Here is a 17,038-nt window from a genome sequence, read left to right as displayed (position 1 = left end):
ATGACAGCCCCCTTTTACAAGCCTTTCGTGGTCATCTCTGCAGTGACCTTGTTACTGTGGCTGTCAGGGTGTGCGCAAAACCCTTCTTCCAACGCTCAAGCTCAACCTTATGACCAGCAGCCTATCGGACGCGAAAGCGGCGATATGGAATCTGCCCGCGTGCATACCGAACTTGGCGCGGAGTATTTCCGTCTCAAACGCTACGATGTGGCGCTTGAGGAGTTTAATACCGCGCTTGAACGCAGCGCGACCTATGCGCTTGCCTACAACGGTTTAGGCCTGGTCTATGCGGCCCTCGGTGAAAAAGCGCGCGCAGAAGCCGCATTCAAGCGGGCGATTCAACTGCAACCAGCTAACTCGGAGTCACACAACAACTATGGCCGTTTTTTGTGCGACCAAGGCCAATACGATGCCTCACAAAAAGAATTTTTGCTGGCGGTGAAGAATCCGTTGTATAAAACACCGCAAATTGCGCTGTATAACGCTGGCGTCTGTGCCTTGCGTGCCCAGCAAAAACCACAGGCTGAGCAGTATTTTTATCAGGCACTGCAAGTGGACCCATTGGCCCACGCCAGTGCTTATCAATTGGCCAACCTGCAATTTGCACGCGGCGAGGCACAACTGGCACTCAACACCGTGCAAAATAGTGTGAACGTTGCCCCGACACCAGAGTCCCTCTTTTTGGCAGTCCGAATTTGCCGGTCCTTACAATTGGCCGATGATGCAAATTATTACAGTGTGCAACTGCACAAACTGTTCCCGAATGCCAATGAAACCAAACAATTGCTGAAAACGGAGTAAATGCACGTGACGTCAGAAGATACCACCAACGTCAATCCTGCACCGGCAGAAAAACCCAGACGTGGCCGTCGGCCCAAGAATGCTGCCACCACGCAGACGGCAGCCAGCCAGGCGCCCACAACAGACACTGCGGTGAGCCTGGAGCAAACGCCTGCAGCCGTCTCGGTTGCGCAAGCAGCGGCCGCAGAAGCTTCTCGCATGGATACCACACCTGACGATACTAGCAGTCTCAATCCAGTGCCTACCGATGCGCCTGAAGAGTACGGTGCCGCCATGGGCTTGGAAAGCATCCCGCAGCAAGCAGTGAACCCGTCGATCGCTTATGGTTCTGGCTGCGGCAATGTCCTCAAAGCGGCACGAGAAGCGCAGGGCTTGAGTATCCACGAAGTGTCTGGCCAATTGCGCCTGGGCGTCAAGCAAATCCAGGCCATTGAGCAGGATGACTTTGATAAGTTGCCACAACCAAGCATTGTGCGCGGCTTTATCCGTAACTACGCACGTTTGCTCAATATTGATGTGGCACCCATCATCGAGGCCTATCAACGCATCGTGCCTAACAAGACCCCGCTGCCCTTGAGTGTCCGCTCGAATGCCAGCCGTTCGGTGATTGATAAACCGGTGCGCGTCTTGCGTCCGCAACGCTTGCTCACCTTGCTGATCTTTTTGATATTAGCCGCGATTGCCGCCTATTTTTATATCAACCATATCAAGCCGCACACACTCAAAGATGCTTCACTGGCGCTGGATGTGGAAGAAATCAGTGAAACAACGGGTCAGCAAATCGAAATTCCAGTGCCTCCGGCAACTGCGACCGCCCCCGAAGCAAGCAACAGTGCGCCCGTAGAATCCGGCAATACTGCGAGTACAGCCTCGGTAGAGGCGCCCGCCGAAGCCAATCTAGCCATGCAACCGGCCGCAGGCATGCCGCCAGCGAGCCCGGCTGATACGGTTGCCAGCACGCCTACCATCGTTAGCACACCGACACCGGCGGCTGGTCAGTCGCTTGAAACGACCATGCTCAAAGCCGTGGATCCGCAGAAGGCAAACTTGAGCTTTAAAGTGACTGAAGACTCCTGGGTGCGCATTGAAGATATGCAAGGCAAAAAATTATTTAGTGAGGTACTGCCGGCCGGTTCAGAACGTCAGGTAGTGACAGACAAACCGGTCAATATCACGGTCGGGCATGCCGCCGGTACTCAGCTCACAATTGATAACCAGCCTTACGATTTAACCCAAGCCACACGTGGTCGTGTTGCGCGTATTCAATTGAAATAATCATGATATCCCGTAGACATACCCGTCAGGTCATGGTCGGACACGTTGCGGTCGGCGGTGGCTTATATGGTACACAGGTGTCGCCTGTGGTCGTGCAAAGCATGACCAATACCGATACCGCCGATGCGGCTGCCACCATCGCGCAGGTCTATGCCTTATGGCAGGCCGGCTCTGAAGTGGTCAGGATCACGGTCAACAGCGCCGAAGCTGCCGCGCAAGTTGCTACCATCCGCAAAGGCCTGGATGCTATGGGGTGTTCTGTGCCGCTGGTGGGCGACTTTCACTTTAACGGCCACAAGCTGTTGCAAGCTTACCCGGATTGCGCCGAAGCACTGGCCAAATATCGGATCAACCCTGGTAATGTCGGCAAAGGCAGCAAGCGTGACGAACAGTTTGCGGCGATGATAGAAGCCGCCATCCAATACAAAAAAGCCGTCCGCATCGGCGTGAACTGGGGCAGCCTGGATCAAGCCAAAATGGCACAAATGATGGATGAGAATGGCAAATCTGCCAACCCGCTCTCTGCCGATGCCTTGATGCGCGAAGCACTGATTCAATCCGCGCTCGAAAGTGCCCAGCAAGCCGTCGATTTAGGCTTAAACCCCGATCAAATCATCATTTCCTGCAAGGTCAGCAACGTGCAGGATCTGGTACTGGTCTATCAGGCGCTGGCGCAACGCTGTGATTATCCCCTGCATTTGGGACTGACTGAAGCGGGCATGGGCTCCAAAGGCATTGTTGCCTCCACTGCCGCACTGGCGATTCTGTTACAGCAAGGCATAGGCGACACCATCCGCGTCTCACTAACCCCCGAGCCGAATGAGTCCCGCACCAAAGAAGTGGTGGTCGCCCAAGAAATTCTGCAGACCATGGGGATCCGCTCGTTTACGCCCTTGGTGACCGCCTGCCCTGGCTGCGGCCGGACCACCAGCACCTATTTCCAGGAGCTGGCGATGCAAATCCAGAGCTGGTTACGCAATCAGATGCCAATCTGGCGTAGCCAATACCCCGGCGTGGAAACCCTCAATGTGGCAGTCATGGGCTGCGTGGTCAATGGCCCTGGCGAATCCAAATTAGCCAATATCGGCATTAGCCTGCCGGGCACAGGCGAAACGCCGGTGGCGCCGGTGTTTGTTGATGGTGAAAAAACCGTCACCCTTAAAGGCGACCATATTGCTGAAGAGTTTCAACAGATCGTGGATGAGTATGTGCGCACGCATTATGCCGAAGGTGGCAAATTGCGCACAAACAAAGCGCCCGTGATTCCGATTGTGGCCGTATAAGCCATCCACCTCCCCCATTCGTACAAGATGAGTCAAACATTTCAATCCATTAAAGGTTTTTACGACATCCTGCCAGAAGCCACGCCCTTGTGGTTCAAGCTTGAAGATACGGCACGCCGGATCTTGAGCCAGTATGGTTACAACAATATCCGCATGCCACTGGTCGAGCCGACCGAGTTGTTTGTGCGCAGCGTAGGCGAGCATACAGATATTGTGGAAAAGGAAATGTACGCCTGGGAAGACAAGCTCAATGGCGACAAACTGACGTTGCGCCCGGAAGGCACGGCCGGTTGCGTACGTGCCGTGGTGGAACACAATCTCACTTACAATGGCCCGCAACGCCTGTGGTATATGGGACCCATGTTCCGTCATGAAAACGTACAAAAAGGCCGTCAGCGCCAGTTTCACCAAATCGGCGTAGAAGCCTTTGGCTTTGAAGGGCCCGATGTGGATGCCGAGCAAATCGTCTTGCTGGCCAGACTGTGGCAAGCGCTGGGCATTGCCGACGTTGAATTACAGTTAAATAGCATTGGTGATGCCGAGGAGCGCGCGCAATATCGCCAAACCTTGATTGCCTATTTTGAGCAACACATGGACTTGCTGGATGAAGACGCAAAACGTCGTCTGCATAGCAATCCCCTGCGCATTCTGGATACGAAAAACCCACGCATGCAGGCCATGTGTGAGGCGGCCCCCAAGCTGATGGATTGCCTGGGTGAAACATCCAAGCAGCATTTTGCCCAATTGTGCACCCTGCTTGATCAGGCTGGCATTGCTTATACCATCAACCACAGACTGGTGCGTGGTCTGGACTATTACAACCGCACGGTCTTTGAATGGGTGACCACCAAACTTGGCGCGCAAGGCACCATTGCCGGCGGCGGACGCTACGACACGCTGGTAGAACGCATTGGTGGTAGCGAAACGCCAGCTTGCGGCTTTGGCATTGGTCTGGAACGCGTATTCCTGTTGATGCAGGAATATGGCGTCACCGCCCAGAACCAACCCGATATTTACCTGGTCAATGTGGGCGAGTTGGCGACACAAAAAGCCTTTACGCTGGCCGAAAGACTGCGTAGCATGGGACTCAAGGTGGTCTTGCACGCCGGTGGCGGTAGCTTTAAATCACAAATGAAAAAGGCTGACCGCAGCGGTGCACGCTTTGCCGGCATTTTTGGGGATGATGAAGCAGCCGTTGACGAACTCACCTTAAAACCCATGCTGGGTCAAGGCGAACAAGCACGTGTCAGCTTTGATCAAGTCGCCTCCATCGTTAATGCGGGCTGATTGACGGCAGTGTTCTGTTTGAATGATGACTGGTCTGAATAGCAAGGCTGGTAAATATCAACAACGGTCGCTGGCATGGCGATAAATCCGTAATTTTGTGAATCTGGTGATTGATCTATCAACATGAGCGAAATCTTAAATATCCAGGACCTCAATATTTACCCGGCCAATGCGCCAGGGCGCTACTTGGTCAAACAGGCCTCGCTCAGCCTCGCCCGTGGCAAGACCACTTGCATCGTGGGTGAGTCTGGTAGCGGCAAAAGCCTCACTGCGCTCAGCATCATGAAGCTACTTTCCCCGCAATTGCGCATGCAAGGCCGCGTGGTGTTTCAAGGCCAGGATCTCAGTCAATTAAGCGAGCGAGAAATGCAAGCCATCCGTGGTCGACAAATCGGCATGATTTTTCAGGAGCCCATGACCTCGTTAAACCCGGTACTCACCATCGGCTTTCAAATCGGTGAGCCACTGCAAACGCATTTAGCGCTTAAAGGTGCCGCACTTAAACAAAAAGTCGCTGAATTACTAACGCAAGTGGGCATTGATCCCACGCGCGCCAACAGTTATCCCGACGAACTTTCAGGCGGGCAACGTCAGCGTGTCATGATAGCCATGAGCATTGCTTGCCAACCTGCCCTGCTGATTGCCGATGAGCCGACAACTGCGCTAGATGTCACCGTGCAAGCACAGGTGCTGCGCTTGCTCGATGAACTCAAGCAACGGCTGAATATGGCGATGTTGTTTATTACCCATGACTTCGGTGTGGTCGCGGATATTGCCGACGATGTCATCGTCATGTTCAGAGGTGAAATCGTAGAAGCTGGCCCGGTCAACCAGGTATTGGATGCGCCACAGCATCCATATACCCGTGCCTTGCTCGCTTGCGTGCCTGATGCTGAGGGCAAAAAAGTGTTGCAGCCCATGCGCTATGACTGGCTGACGCCTGCGTGAGGTCGATATGACGGATTTCCTGTTACAAGCCCATCATCTAAGCAAAAGTTATCGCCAGCGGACGGGCACGCTCGGGCTGAATACCCAGACCATACATGCCCTCGACGATGTCAGCCTGCAACTCAAACGCGGCAGTACGCTGGCTGTGGTCGGCGAATCTGGCAGCGGAAAATCCACACTGGCTCGCGGCATTTTGCGCCTGTTGCCGCTAGACCAAGGCCAGGTGCTGTTCGATGGTCAGGACTTTCTCGCGCTAGACCAAAGCAGCCTGCGTCATGCACGCCGCCATATGCAAATGGTGTTTCAGGACCCATTTGCTTCACTCAACCCTAGAATGCGTGTGGGTGAAATCATTGCCGAGGGCCTGGTGATCCATGGCGTCGGCGATAAAAAACAACAACAAAACAGCGTCTTTGAGATGCTGGAAAAAGTCGGGCTAAAAGCTGAAGATGCCAGCAAATATCCGCACCAGTTTTCAGGCGGCCAACGCCAGCGTATCGGCATCGCGCGTGCCCTGATTCTGCAGCCCAAGCTGGTCATCTGCGATGAGCCGGTGTCGGCGCTAGATGTATCAGTGCAGGCGCAAATCCTCCTATTACTCAAGCAACTGCAACAAGAAATGGGGCTCAGTTACCTGTTTATCACGCATGATTTACGCGTGGTCAGACATATTGCCGATGAGGTTCTGGTCATGCAAAAAGGCAAAGTAATTGAGCAAGGAAGCGTAGAAACCATTTATAATGCTCCCCAACAAAAATATACCCAACAGCTGCTCAGCGCAATTCCTGGTCAAGGCCTGCGCGGGGCTGCCGCATAATTAAGATCCTAATACAAGAATACGCAGGAAATTCAATGGCATACGATTTGGAAGAACAGGAACAACTAGACGAGTTTAAAGCCTGGTGGAACAAAAACGGTAAACTGGTCACCCGCCTGGTGATTGCAGCGGTCGTCGTCTATGGCGGCTGGCAAGGATACCAGTCTTACATGAATAGCAAGGCCACTGCCGCCTCTACCGCCTATCAGACCTTGATCAGCAGTTCCTTGCTGGATGTTGATAGCAAAAAAGCCGAGCAAATTAGCAAAGAAGCGCAAGCCATTGAGCAAGACTACAGCATGACCCCTTATGCAGGCCGTGCCGCCCTGTTTGCAGCGCGCGCATTGCATGAAGCCAAGCAGTCCGAAGCCGCTGAAAAGCAATTGCGCTGGGCGATGGCTGAAGCAAAAGAACCCGCCATTAAACAGATGGCCGCCATTGAAATTGCCGGCTTGCAAATTGAGCGCAATGCACTGGACGATGCCAAGAAAACCTTGGAAGGCATCAATGACCCAGGCTTTGATGGCATTAAAAACAGTTTGCTTGGCGATATCCTGATGGCGAAAAAACAGGAAAAAGAAGCGAAACAAGCCTATACCAAAGCATTGCAAGCGCTTGATCCTGAAGGAAAATTGTTTTACCTGACCCAGCAAAAGCTGGATGCTTTAGGATAATTGCTGATGAAGTTGAATGTTGCCGCCATGCCTGTCCCGTCTCACCGTCTCAAACAATGGACACTGGTTGCCCTGTGTTTCATCGGGAGCAGTTTGACTGCGTGTACGGCATTCAACGATGTTAAAACCAATTTAAGTGAAAGTATTTTTGGCGCCGAGCCTGCCAACCCGCCTGTAGAGCTTGAGGAAATCAAATCCTCTTACGAGACACGCGTACAGTGGTCCACCGATGTGGGCGAGGCAGGCCGTTTCAGCTACGTGCCCGTCCTGGCTGACAACATGGTATATGCCGTCAATGCTGAAGGCAGCGTCATGCAGCTTTCTGCAGAAAATGGCAAAACGCTGTGGCAAACAGAATTAGGCGAGCCCATCAGCAGTGGCGCAGGACTGGGCGGTGGCCTGGTATTGGTCGGGACCAGCAAAGGCCACGTCTATGCACTCAACTTGAATGGCAGAAAGCTCTGGAGCGCCGTGCTCTCCAGTGAAATACAAGGCTCCCCGCGCTATTATGATGGTACGGTGATTGTACGTACCACCGATCACCACATTTACGGCATTGATGCGGCGGATGGCCGACGCAAATGGTCTTATGAACGTGCCACCCCTTCCCTCTCGCTCAAAACGCATGCCGGCATCGTCGTGGATGGCGGCGCCATTTATGCAGGCTTCCCTGGCGGGAAACTGGTGGCGATTCGTGCCGACAATGGCAAACTGATTTGGGAAGCAACGGTTGCCCAACCCAAAGGCGTGACCGAAATCGAACGGATTGCCGACATCACCAGCCTGCCGTTTGTCGATGGCCCGCTGGTGTATGTGGTAGCTTATCAGGGCAAAGTCGCCGCGGTTGACCGTCAGCGTGGACAAGTGGTGTGGAGCCGCGATATTTCAAGCTATGTCGGCCTGACCGCAGAGAATAACAAAGTGTACCTGAGCCACACCATCGGCTCAGTCTACTCACTGGATGCCAGCAATGGCAAAACCTTTTGGCGCCAGGGCAACCTGGGCTACCGTAACCTGACCGTGCCTCTGCCACTCAGCAATATTGTGGCTGTTGGTGACCTGGAAGGCTATGTCCATTTACTGAGCCAGGATGACGGCAGCTTTGTTGGTCGTCTGCAATTAGGTTCCAAACCCCTTATGGCATTGATCGCAGGCACCAATGCCAACCAGTTTCTTGCACAATCGCGTGACGGTCACCTTTACGCAGTGACATATAAATAATGCTACCTACCATCGTGCTTGTTGGCCGACCCAATGTCGGCAAATCTACTTTATTCAATCGTTTGACCAAATCGCGAGATGCGCTGGTCGCCGATTTGCCTGGTCTCACGCGTGACCGGCACTACGGCCGAGGCCTGGGCGCCAGCCAGCCCTATCTGGTCATTGATACCGGCGGCTTTGAGCCCACCGCAGATACGGGTATCTTGAAAGAAATGGCCAAGCAAACCTTGCTTGCCATTGATGAAGCCGATGTCATTATTTTCCTGGTCGACGCCCGTGCAGGCCTGACACCGCAAGAATTTACCATTGCGCAAACCTTGCGCAAGGCCCAGCGGCCGGTGCTGCTGGCAGTGAACAAAACCGAAGGCATGCGCAAAGCCATCGTCAGCGCTGACTTTCATGAACTGGGCATGGGTGAACCCCTGTCCATCTCTTCCGCGCATGGCGAAGGGGTCAGAGACTTGATTGAACTGGCGCTGGAAACCATCGCCGATAAGGAAATCGAAGCTTCCGAGCCTGTGAATCCGGACAATCCCCGCATTGCAATTGTTGGCCGCCCTAACGTAGGCAAATCGACACTGGTGAATGCGCTGCTGGGAGAAGACCGCGTGATTGCCTTTGACCAGCCAGGCACGACTCGCGACTCGATTGAAATCGCGCTCGAAAAGAACGGCAAGCACTATACGATTATTGACACTGCGGGCGTACGCAAGCGCGGCAAGGTCTTTGAAGCGGTTGAAAAATTCTCCGTGATCAAAACCATGCAAGCGATTGAAGACGCCAACGTGGCTATTTTGGTGGTGGATGCCCAAGAGGGCATTACCGAGCAGGATGCACACGTTGCGGCCTATATTGTCGATGCCGGACGTGCTCTGGTCGTCGCCATTAACAAATGGGATGGCTTGCAGGATGATGAGCGAGAATGGATCAAACGCGAAATCGACCGTAAACTGCAATTCCTCGACTTTGCCAAATTCCACTATATCTCGGCGCTGCGTAAAAAAGGCCTGAATGAGTTACTGGACTCAGTTGATGTTGCCTTTAAGGCGGCCATGGCCAAGTTAGCCACGCCACAACTGACGCGTGTGCTTGGCGAGGCCACCACCCAGCATCAACCACCCATCAGCCGTGGTATTCGCCCCAAACTGCGCTATGCACACCAGGGCGGCAGCAACCCACCGATTGTGGTGGTACACGGCAACCACATTGATGGCGTCAAAGCGAGCTATACGCGTTTTCTCGAAGGGGTGTTCCGTAAAGCATTTCAATTGGTAGGCACGCCGCTACGCGTGCAATACCATCAGGGTGAAAACCCGTTTGATAGAGAAGACGAGCGCAAAAAAGGCGAAGGCCTGGTCACCATGCGTAGACGTAAAAATGAAATGCGCGCCAAGCTGAAAGCGCGCAACGAGCAAAATAAAACCAAAAAATAATTGCTTGGGCGCTCAGGATGGGCTTTTACTTTATTCCATCCTGCGCGGTCAAGCTTACACGCACAGGCAGCACGCCTCTTGAGTGCTCAACTTGAAATCAGACTTATTTCAAGCTGATTTCATAGGTTTGCCAGCCTTGTATGCCTTGCCAGCTTATCATCGCAGGCACATGCCAGCTGGTTATCCTCAGCAGCCACCCAACGGATCACCGACCATCCCTGCAGTTGTCCAATCTGCACCACTGCCTTGATCAAAGCGGTGCCAACACCCTGCCCTCTGACCGCGGATGCTACAAACAAATCATCGAGATAACCGCCCATGCTCGCCGCCAAGGGTCTAACAAAAGCACGATAATGTGCAAATCCAATCAGGCGCCCCTGCGCATCTACTGCCACCAAAGCAAATATGGCGGGAGACGGCTGGTGTAAGCACTGCCAGACCTGTTCCCGCTTGGCGACAGACTGATTCACAGCATAAAACCTGGCGTAGTCAGCATACAAGGCTGACCACTCGGCATGATCTTCACCAGCGATTGGACGAATATGGAAACGGGATGGTTGTGTCATGGGAGTTCTTCAGTCATACGGCAAACAAAAAAAGGGACCTTGCGGTCCCTTTGCATCCCTTTCAAAGGTTTATCGCAAGGTGGGCAACAGATTTTTTGCGCTCACGCCCAGCTCTTGTGCCATGCTGGCCCCCAACTTCTTGGCAAAGCGATCCACAACCGTCTCCTGGTAGGTGAAATCAACGATTTCAGCCTGCTTGATCACTTCACGGGCGACGTATTCTGCGCTGCCTTGCGCATCCGCCAGACCCAGCTTGATACTTTCTTCGCCGTTCCAGAACAGGCCACTAAAGGTGTCTGCATCTTCCTTGAGGCGGCTACCGCGGCCTTCACGCACCACGGTGATAAATTGCTGGTGGATTTGATTGAGCATGCTTTGCGCAAACGCCTGCTGCTTTGGATTGACCGGTGAGAATGGATCCAGCATGCCTTTGTTTTCGCCGGCAGTCATCAAACGGCGCTCTACCCCCACTTTTTTCATGGCTTCAGTAAAGCCGTAGCCATCCATCAGCACGCCGATAGAGCCAACGATACTGGCTTTATCGACAAATATTTTGTCCGCTGCGACGGCAATGTAATAGCCTCCCGAAGCGCAGATATCTTCAACCACGGCATAGACAGGAATTTCCGGGTGCAATTTGCGCTGACGGTGGATTTCATCATTGATGATGCCTGCTTGTACCGGACTGCCACCTGGACTGTTGATACGCAAGATAATACCCTTGGTGCCCTTGTTGTCGTAAGCATCATTGAGGCTGCTGATCACCGCATCGGCATTGACTTGGCCACCGGCCTCAATCACGCCGGAAATGTCGATCAGCGCAGTGTGTGCAATAGAGGTGCTTTTGCTTTGCCCAACCCAGCCCAACAACATCATGAGCAGGAAGAACAGATAGATAAACGTCAGCGACTTGAACAACACAGACCAGCGTCTGGCTGTTTTTTGCTCCTGCAATCCGGCCAGTGCAATTTTTTCTACCGTGCGCAAAGCCCAATCCTGCGAGGCAGGGCTGGGTTGTGTGTCTGAGGATGGCGTATGGTTTTCTTGCATCATTCAACTTTCGTCTATTAATTTTTAGCTATTCTAGCAATATTTGTGTGCTCGCCGTTGGCTATTTAAGAGGCTGTCACACGGACGAATCCTCATCACTAAAACTGATCGAGATGGACCGTGATCATGCCATCGGCTTCAGTAACAGGGATGGATGACAGGCGCTTGCCCTGGCATGGCCCCACCACACAATAGCCGGTTTCTGGCGCGTACATGGCTCCATGCGTCGCACAGATCAACCACTCTTGTGTCATGTTAAAAAATTTACCATGCTCCCAGTCCAGCTCCACCGGCACATGCGCACAGCGATTAACATACGCATAGGGCTTGCCCTCAAAGCGGACGACAAAGCCGGTGGCATGCGGACCGAGCGCCGGGATATCAAAGCGTAACCCATCGCCTTTTTCAGGCAAGGCGGCACTGTCAAAAGTGACGGCGTTCAGGCTCATGTCTGCTCCAATAACCAGGCGCTTAATGTTGCCACATCATGAAACAGGTAATCCGGGGAATACTGCTGTAAATGCTCAGCTGTTTGCGACCCATAACTGACCGCAGCCGTGATCACCCCTGCGTTTTTGCCCATTTGCATATCATATTGTGAGTCGCCTATCATCAAGGTACGCTCTGGCATCACCACCAGTTCGTCCATGAGCGCATCCAGCATTTGCGGATGCGGTTTCGAAAAACACTCATCCACGGTTTTGGTGGCATTAAAGCACCTGGCCAGGCCCGATTGTTGCAAAGCAGTATTTAAGCCACGCCGCCCTTTGCCTGTCGCGACCGCCTGCTTGCAACCTTTGCGGTCGATGGCAATAATCGTTTCGGCAATGCCTTCAAACAATACAATATTGTTTTCATTGTTGTAATAGTTACGGTTGTAATTGGAGACCAGGGCCTGTGCCTGAAACTCTGGAATATCACCAAACAGTACTTCTATGGATTCGCGCAGTCCCAGGCCGATAATGCTACGCGCACGTGCTTCGGTCAGGCCGGGTAGGCCTGCCTGTTCTGCGGCCTTAATCAGCGCCTGAGAAATCAAACCGGTAGAATCTGCAATGGTGCCATCCCAATCCCAGACAATTAAATCAAACTGTTTCACTAAATCAGACTTCTTCACTCAGCAAACTTTCTTTAAAACTCAACATTGATGCGGCCAGAACACACGACCAACTTTATTTTACGGCCTGAAGTTGACGTTGTTGTTGCAAAAAGCTTTCTAATTCTGCCGGCAACGGTGCCACCAAATGCAAGGGCTCTCCCGTCAGCGGATGGGCAATCCGCGTCTCGCTGGAATGCAAAAACATGCGTTTCAAGCCCTGCTTGCTTAATTGCTTGTTCAAGGCAAAGTCACCATATTTATCGTCACCCAGAATCGGGAAGCCCAAATGAGACAACTGCACCCGCAACTGGTGCGTACGTCCGGTGATTAATTTGGCTTGTAAAAAACTGTACTGTCCCAACACGGATTGCAGGTAAAACCAGGTTTCAGAGATTTGCGTTTCCACCTCAAACTTGCCTTTGGCCGCATGTCGCTTGGCGGTCAAGCCACTTGCCTTGAGTGACTTTCTGCCGCCCGCTTCGTGATTGAGCAAAGGTTCATCCACGACTTGCACCCTGCGCTCACCACTTTCTGTCACGTATTTCTGCAAATCCAGGGTGACTTTCTTTTTCGCCTCTGTCCACTGCCCCTGCACCAGGATTAAATAGCGTTTATCCATATGATGATGGCGCATGGCTTCGTGCAAGGCAGTCAAAGCCGAGCGTTTTTTGGCAATCATCAATACGCCAGAGGTTTCACGGTCCAGACGGTGCACCAGCTCGAGAAATTTGGCTTGCGGCCGCTCCAGGCGCAATTGCTCAATCACGCCCAGACTGATACCACTGCCACCATGGACCGCCATCCCGGCCGGTTTATTCAGTGCCAGCATAGCATCATCCTCATAAATCACTTGCTCGGCCAACTTGGCCTTGACCGTTGGAGCGGCAGGCTTGGCTGCCGCTTCCGCAAGGCGAATGGGCGGCACGCGCACTTCATCGCCCATTTGCAATCGGTATTCCGCATCAACGCGCTTCTTATTGACGCGGACTTCGCCACTGCGCAAAATCCGGTAAATATGGCTCTTAGGCACGCCTTTGAGCACCTTGGTCAGAAAGTTATCTACCCGCTGTGTTTCAGACGCCTCGTCCACCATCAAGAATGTGACGCGATCACTGGCGGGCCTGAGCTCGGAATCGAGGCTGGAAGCCATTGCGGCCGTCGCGGATGTGGATGATCGTAATTGTGAGCTCATAGTTGCAGGTCGTGCTTTGCTTTATCAGGACTTATGGATATACTGTCGAGATTCTGAATCAATGGTTTACCGGCAAAAGCGACAACATTGCCATGCCGATTTCGAGATGACAAACTGTTTTCATCTCTGACCTGAGAGCCCTGATATCCGGACTCGCCAGATTTTGGGTCTCGTCAATGCATTCAGAATCAAAAAAATTTTGGTGAATACCGCTCGCCATCAAGTAGCGATAATTAATTAGAAATGTTTTAACGCGAAGCTCACGCAGAATAACCAAAGAAATGAGCTCGGCGTTAGCCAACCCGAATTTTAACGAAATTGCCCTCTGTTTAGGGTTTTATTTTTGCAGTCTATCGCGCTGGACAATACAGGTCACACACTCCTGCCACGCACACACTGCCCCTTGCAGAAACCGAGTCTTCAGCCACATTCAGTGTTGGCTGCACTCAAGTGCATATTGATGCCTGCCTGCTGCGCTGACAATCTTGTAGCGCACCTCGCAAAAGCCATTGCACATCCCCGGTGACATCTTGGTCACTTCGTTAAGTTCTGGTGGTTGTTTACGACCACGGCCCGCCCTGCGCACATCTCTATTCTGTGGCTTCGTCTAGGAGCCCTGCATGAAAAGAATGTTGTTTAACGCAACGCAATCAGAAGAATTGCGCGTTGCGATCGTCGATGGACAAAAACTCATCGATCTGGATATTGAACACGCTGGTAAAGAACAGCGCAAAAGTAATATCTACAAAGGGGTGATCACCCGTATTGAACCGTCTCTCGAAGCCGCATTTGTCGACTACGGCACTGACAGACACGGCTTTTTGCCGTTCAAGGAAATTGCCCGCAGTTACTTCCAGGAAAAACCGGATCAAGGACGAGCCCGTATTCAGGACGTGATCAAAGAAGGTCAGGAAGTCATTGTGCAGGTAGACAAAGACGAGCGCGGCAGCAAAGGCGCTGCGCTGACTACCTTTATCTCGCTGGCTGGCCGTTACCTGGTCTTGATGCCCAACAATCCACGCGGAGGCGGTGTCTCGCGTCGCGTGGAGGGTGAAGATCGCAATGAGTTGCGCGACACCATGGCGCAACTGGAAGTGCCTAACGGCATGAGCATCATTGCCCGCACCGCTGGCATTGGCCGCAATGCAGAAGAGCTGCAATGGGATTTGAATTACCTGACCCAATTGTGGCAAGCGATTGAAGATGCCTCCAATTTCCAGCCTGGCGCTTACCTGATTTACCAGGAAAGCAGCCTGGTGATCCGCGCCATCCGTGACTACTTCAGTGCTGATATCGGCGAGATCCTGATTGATACCGCTGACGTACACGAGCAAGCCTTGCAGTTCATGAACCACGTGATGCCAGGCAATGTGACCCGCGTCAAACTGTATCAGGACGAAATTCCGCTGTTCTCCCGCTTCCAGATCGAACATCAGATCGAATCTGCGTTTGCGCGTGAAGTACGTCTGCCTTCCGGTGGCGCCATCGTGATCGACCACACCGAAGCACTGGTGTCCATCGACGTCAACTCTGGCCGCTCCATCAAAGGCGCAGATATTGAACAAACCGCGTTTAATACCAACCTTGAAGCGGCCGAAGAAGTGGCACGTCAGATGCGTCTGCGTGACCTGGGTGGCCTGGTGGTCATTGACTTTATTGACATGGAAAACCAGCGCAACCAGCGTGATGTCGAGAACGCCCTGCGCGACGCCTTGCATCACGACCGCGCACGCGTGCAAATGGGCAAGATTTCACGCTTTGGCCTGTTGGAAATGTCCCGCCAGCGCCTGCGTCCTAGCCTGGGCGAAACCAACCACATGACCTGTCCTCGTTGTAACGGTACCGGTCATATCCGCGGTATCGAATCCACGGCCTTGCATATCCTGCGCATCACGCAGGAAGAGGCCATGAAGGACAACAGCGCCATCATTCAGGTACAGTTGCCGGTTGAAGCCGCCACTTTCCTGCTCAATGAAAAACGTGCCGACATCCACAAGATTGAGCAACGCACCGGCGTGGAAGTGATCCTGATTCCTAACATCCATATGGAAACGCCAAATTACAACATCTTGCGTATCCGCCATGATGATGTGAACGAAGAAACCACGCAAGCCAGCTACAAGATGGTGGACTTGCCAAGCGAGTCTGATTACCAGCATCGCCTGGAACAGGCTGCAGCCCCTGCCAAAGCAGAAGCTTTAGTCAAAGGCATTACGCCTGCGACATCGGCCCCGATTGTAGAAGAGAAACCTGCGCCTGCGCCGGTACAAGTGACTGAGCAGAAAAAGTCATTCTTTGGCGTGATCAAGTCCTGGCTTGGTCTGGACGAAAAAGAAGTGGTGCCCTCAGAACCTGAAAAACCAGCGCGCGAAAGCAAAGAGCATGGCCGTGACCGGAACAAAAACCGTAACCGTCGTGACCGTCAGCGTGACCGCGGCCAAGAGCGTAATGAGCGTCCAGCCAATGAACGTGCAGGCAAAGAGCAACAGGAAACGCAGCATGGTAGCAAACCTCGCCAGGAGCGTCCGGCACAGGAAAAACCTGCGCAGAGAGAACGTCAAGAGCGCCAAGCCAATCAAGAAGTCAAAGCAGAGACTAATCAGCCCGCATTGACCGCGCAATCAGGCGACAATAAGCAGGAACGTGGTGAGCGCGGCAACCGCCGTAACCGTCATGGCCGCCGTGATCGCCGTAACCGTGATGAAGCGCCCAACCAGAACGTTGTAGAGTCTGAAAACAGTGTGGTGACTGAAACTGCTGCATCCGTCAATCTTGCCGCTGCACCAGTTGTTGCTGACACAGTGCCTACGTTTGCGGTGACAGAAACAACTGCCGCAGTTAGCCCAGTAGAAGTAGTGGCTGCCGCACCAATCGTAGAGAACCCTGCTGCCACAGTGGAAACGCCCGTTGAAGACACCGCCATCCAAAGCGCAGATGACAATCAGACTGAAGCGCCCAAGGCACAAAAACCTGCGCGCAATCGTTCAAGAGCAGGCAAGCCAGCAGGAAAAGCCAAAGCGAAACAGGCTGATCAGGCAGTAGACACCAGCGGGATTGAATTGGTGGAAACCGCTGCAACGTCCTCCCCTGTCGTGACTGAGGCTACAGAAGCCCCAGCGGAAGCGAAAAAGAAACCGGCCCGTAAACGCAAACCGTCCGCGGCAAAAACTACAGAAACCCAGGCGGACAGTGGTATTCAACTGGTTGAAACCAAAGCAGAAGTGGTGAATACAGGTGTTGAAGCCACCCAGAAAACCAAAAAGCCACGTAATGCGGCTAAATGGAAAAAAGACGAAGCCAGCACCGGTGAAGATGGACTGGTCATGGTAGAGACGCAGAAGTAATCAAACTGAGTCTGATAAAAAAAGAGGGCCTGTCAGGCCCTCTTTTTT

Annotated in this window: 15 protein-coding genes; 10 read left to right on the top strand and 5 right to left on the bottom strand. The window is 53.0% G+C overall.

The genetic code is table 11. The features are described 5' to 3' along the window. The 9 genes from pilW (at nucleotide 1) to der (ending at nucleotide 9,739) form a co-directional block, all read left to right on the top strand. Nucleotides 1–801 carry a type IV pilus biogenesis/stability protein PilW gene (gene pilW, locus ACT53G_RS06025; RefSeq protein WP_194747787.1) on the top strand — a complete coding sequence of 267 codons (801 nt, stop codon included), beginning with the start codon at nucleotides 1–3 and terminating at the stop codon, nucleotides 799–801. Then, a complete protein-coding gene (locus ACT53G_RS06020) occupies nucleotides 802–2,076 on the top strand; it encodes a helix-turn-helix domain-containing protein (RefSeq protein WP_476154455.1) in 1,275 nt (424 codons plus the stop codon). Nucleotides 2,077–2,078: 2 nt separating this feature from the next. Continuing rightward, nucleotides 2,079–3,359 (top strand): flavodoxin-dependent (E)-4-hydroxy-3-methylbut-2-enyl-diphosphate synthase, encoded by a 1,281-nt coding sequence (ispG, locus tag ACT53G_RS06015; protein ID WP_313987851.1) that lies wholly within the window; start codon nucleotides 2,079–2,081, stop codon nucleotides 3,357–3,359. 27 nt (nucleotides 3,360–3,386) lie between these two features. Then, nucleotides 3,387–4,646, top strand: coding sequence for a histidine--tRNA ligase (hisS, locus tag ACT53G_RS06010; RefSeq protein WP_476168941.1), 1,260 nt, complete (start codon nucleotides 3,387–3,389; stop codon nucleotides 4,644–4,646). A 123-nt stretch (nucleotides 4,647–4,769) separates the two neighbouring features. After that, nucleotides 4,770–5,594: an ATP-binding cassette domain-containing protein gene (locus ACT53G_RS06005; RefSeq protein ID WP_476146617.1), complete on the top strand. Its 825-nt coding sequence runs from the start codon at nucleotides 4,770–4,772 to the stop codon at nucleotides 5,592–5,594. A gap of 7 nt (nucleotides 5,595–5,601) precedes the next feature. Continuing rightward, entirely contained in the window at nucleotides 5,602–6,411 is an 810-nt protein-coding gene (locus ACT53G_RS06000) for an ATP-binding cassette domain-containing protein (RefSeq protein ID WP_476168940.1), read from the top strand. 35 nt (nucleotides 6,412–6,446) lie between these two features. Next, nucleotides 6,447–7,085: a YfgM family protein gene (locus ACT53G_RS05995; RefSeq protein ID WP_194747799.1), complete on the top strand. Its 639-nt coding sequence runs from the start codon at nucleotides 6,447–6,449 to the stop codon at nucleotides 7,083–7,085. A 6-nt stretch (nucleotides 7,086–7,091) separates the two neighbouring features. Next, the gene (gene bamB, locus ACT53G_RS05990) at nucleotides 7,092–8,306 is read left to right on the top strand and encodes an outer membrane protein assembly factor BamB (RefSeq protein ID WP_379075947.1); all 1,215 of its coding nucleotides are present in this window, start codon (nucleotides 7,092–7,094) and stop codon (nucleotides 8,304–8,306) included. Then, a complete protein-coding gene (gene der, locus ACT53G_RS05985; protein WP_379075944.1) occupies nucleotides 8,306–9,739 on the top strand; it encodes a ribosome biogenesis GTPase Der in 1,434 nt (477 codons plus the stop codon). Before bamB ends, der begins: the two co-directional genes overlap by 1 nt. Nucleotides 9,740–9,858: 119 nt before the next feature. Here der and ACT53G_RS05980 read toward each other — a convergent pair whose 3' ends face one another. The 5 genes from ACT53G_RS05980 to ACT53G_RS05960 form a co-directional block, all read right to left on the bottom strand. Continuing rightward, nucleotides 9,859–10,305 carry a GNAT family N-acetyltransferase gene (locus tag ACT53G_RS05980; protein WP_379075941.1) on the bottom strand — a complete coding sequence of 149 codons (447 nt, stop codon included), beginning with the start codon at nucleotides 10,303–10,305 and terminating at the stop codon, nucleotides 9,859–9,861. Nucleotides 10,306–10,374: 69 nt separating this feature from the next. Then, complete coding sequence (locus ACT53G_RS05975) at nucleotides 10,375–11,355, bottom strand: S49 family peptidase (RefSeq protein WP_194748439.1); 981 nt, start codon at nucleotides 11,353–11,355, stop codon at nucleotides 10,375–10,377. 98 nt (nucleotides 11,356–11,453) lie between these two features. Next, nucleotides 11,454–11,804: a Rieske (2Fe-2S) protein gene (locus ACT53G_RS05970; RefSeq protein WP_313987870.1), complete on the bottom strand. Its 351-nt coding sequence runs from the start codon at nucleotides 11,802–11,804 to the stop codon at nucleotides 11,454–11,456. Then, on the bottom strand, nucleotides 11,801–12,454 hold the full coding sequence (locus tag ACT53G_RS05965; protein ID WP_194748440.1) for an HAD family hydrolase: 654 nt from the start codon (nucleotides 12,452–12,454) through the stop codon (nucleotides 11,801–11,803). Before ACT53G_RS05965 ends, ACT53G_RS05970 begins: the two co-directional genes overlap by 4 nt. Before the next feature lie 73 nt (nucleotides 12,455–12,527). Next, complete coding sequence (locus ACT53G_RS05960) at nucleotides 12,528–13,604, bottom strand: pseudouridine synthase (RefSeq protein WP_379076917.1); 1,077 nt, start codon at nucleotides 13,602–13,604, stop codon at nucleotides 12,528–12,530. 662 nt (nucleotides 13,605–14,266) lie between these two features. Here ACT53G_RS05960 and ACT53G_RS05955 point away from each other — a divergent pair. After that, nucleotides 14,267–16,990: an Rne/Rng family ribonuclease gene (locus ACT53G_RS05955; RefSeq protein WP_379075937.1), complete on the top strand. Its 2,724-nt coding sequence runs from the start codon at nucleotides 14,267–14,269 to the stop codon at nucleotides 16,988–16,990. Nucleotides 16,991–17,038: the final 48 nt, after the last annotated feature.

It is taken from the genome of Methylophilus sp. DMC18 (assembly GCF_056314005.1).
This window is presented reverse-complemented; position numbering and strand designations above follow the sequence as displayed.

What these genes read in the sequence shown, in the direction of transcription:
- ACT53G_RS05960 (WP_379076917.1), bottom strand. Translation starts at nt 13,604, where the DNA reads ATGGCTTCCAGCCTCGATTCCGAGCTCAGGCCCGCCAGTGATCGCGTC.
- ACT53G_RS05975 (WP_194748439.1), bottom strand. Translation starts at nt 11,355, where the DNA reads ATGCAAGAAAACCATACGCCATCCTCAGACACACAACCCAGCCCTGCC.
- ACT53G_RS06020 (WP_476154455.1), top strand. Translation starts at nt 802, where the DNA reads ATGCACGTGACGTCAGAAGATACCACCAACGTCAATCCTGCACCGGCA.
- ACT53G_RS05970 (WP_313987870.1), bottom strand. Translation starts at nt 11,804, where the DNA reads ATGAGCCTGAACGCCGTCACTTTTGACAGTGCCGCCTTGCCTGAAAAA.
- ACT53G_RS05995 (WP_194747799.1), top strand. Translation starts at nt 6,447, where the DNA reads ATGGCATACGATTTGGAAGAACAGGAACAACTAGACGAGTTTAAAGCC.
- bamB (WP_379075947.1), top strand. Translation starts at nt 7,092, where the DNA reads ATGAAGTTGAATGTTGCCGCCATGCCTGTCCCGTCTCACCGTCTCAAA.
- der (WP_379075944.1), top strand. Translation starts at nt 8,306, where the DNA reads ATGCTACCTACCATCGTGCTTGTTGGCCGACCCAATGTCGGCAAATCT.
- hisS (WP_476168941.1), top strand. Translation starts at nt 3,387, where the DNA reads ATGAGTCAAACATTTCAATCCATTAAAGGTTTTTACGACATCCTGCCA.
- ACT53G_RS06005 (WP_476146617.1), top strand. Translation starts at nt 4,770, where the DNA reads ATGAGCGAAATCTTAAATATCCAGGACCTCAATATTTACCCGGCCAAT.
- ACT53G_RS05980 (WP_379075941.1), bottom strand. Translation starts at nt 10,305, where the DNA reads ATGACACAACCATCCCGTTTCCATATTCGTCCAATCGCTGGTGAAGAT.
- pilW (WP_194747787.1), top strand. Translation starts at nt 1, where the DNA reads ATGACAGCCCCCTTTTACAAGCCTTTCGTGGTCATCTCTGCAGTGACC.
- ACT53G_RS05955 (WP_379075937.1), top strand. Translation starts at nt 14,267, where the DNA reads ATGAAAAGAATGTTGTTTAACGCAACGCAATCAGAAGAATTGCGCGTT.
- ACT53G_RS06000 (WP_476168940.1), top strand. Translation starts at nt 5,602, where the DNA reads ATGACGGATTTCCTGTTACAAGCCCATCATCTAAGCAAAAGTTATCGC.
- ispG (WP_313987851.1), top strand. Translation starts at nt 2,079, where the DNA reads ATGATATCCCGTAGACATACCCGTCAGGTCATGGTCGGACACGTTGCG.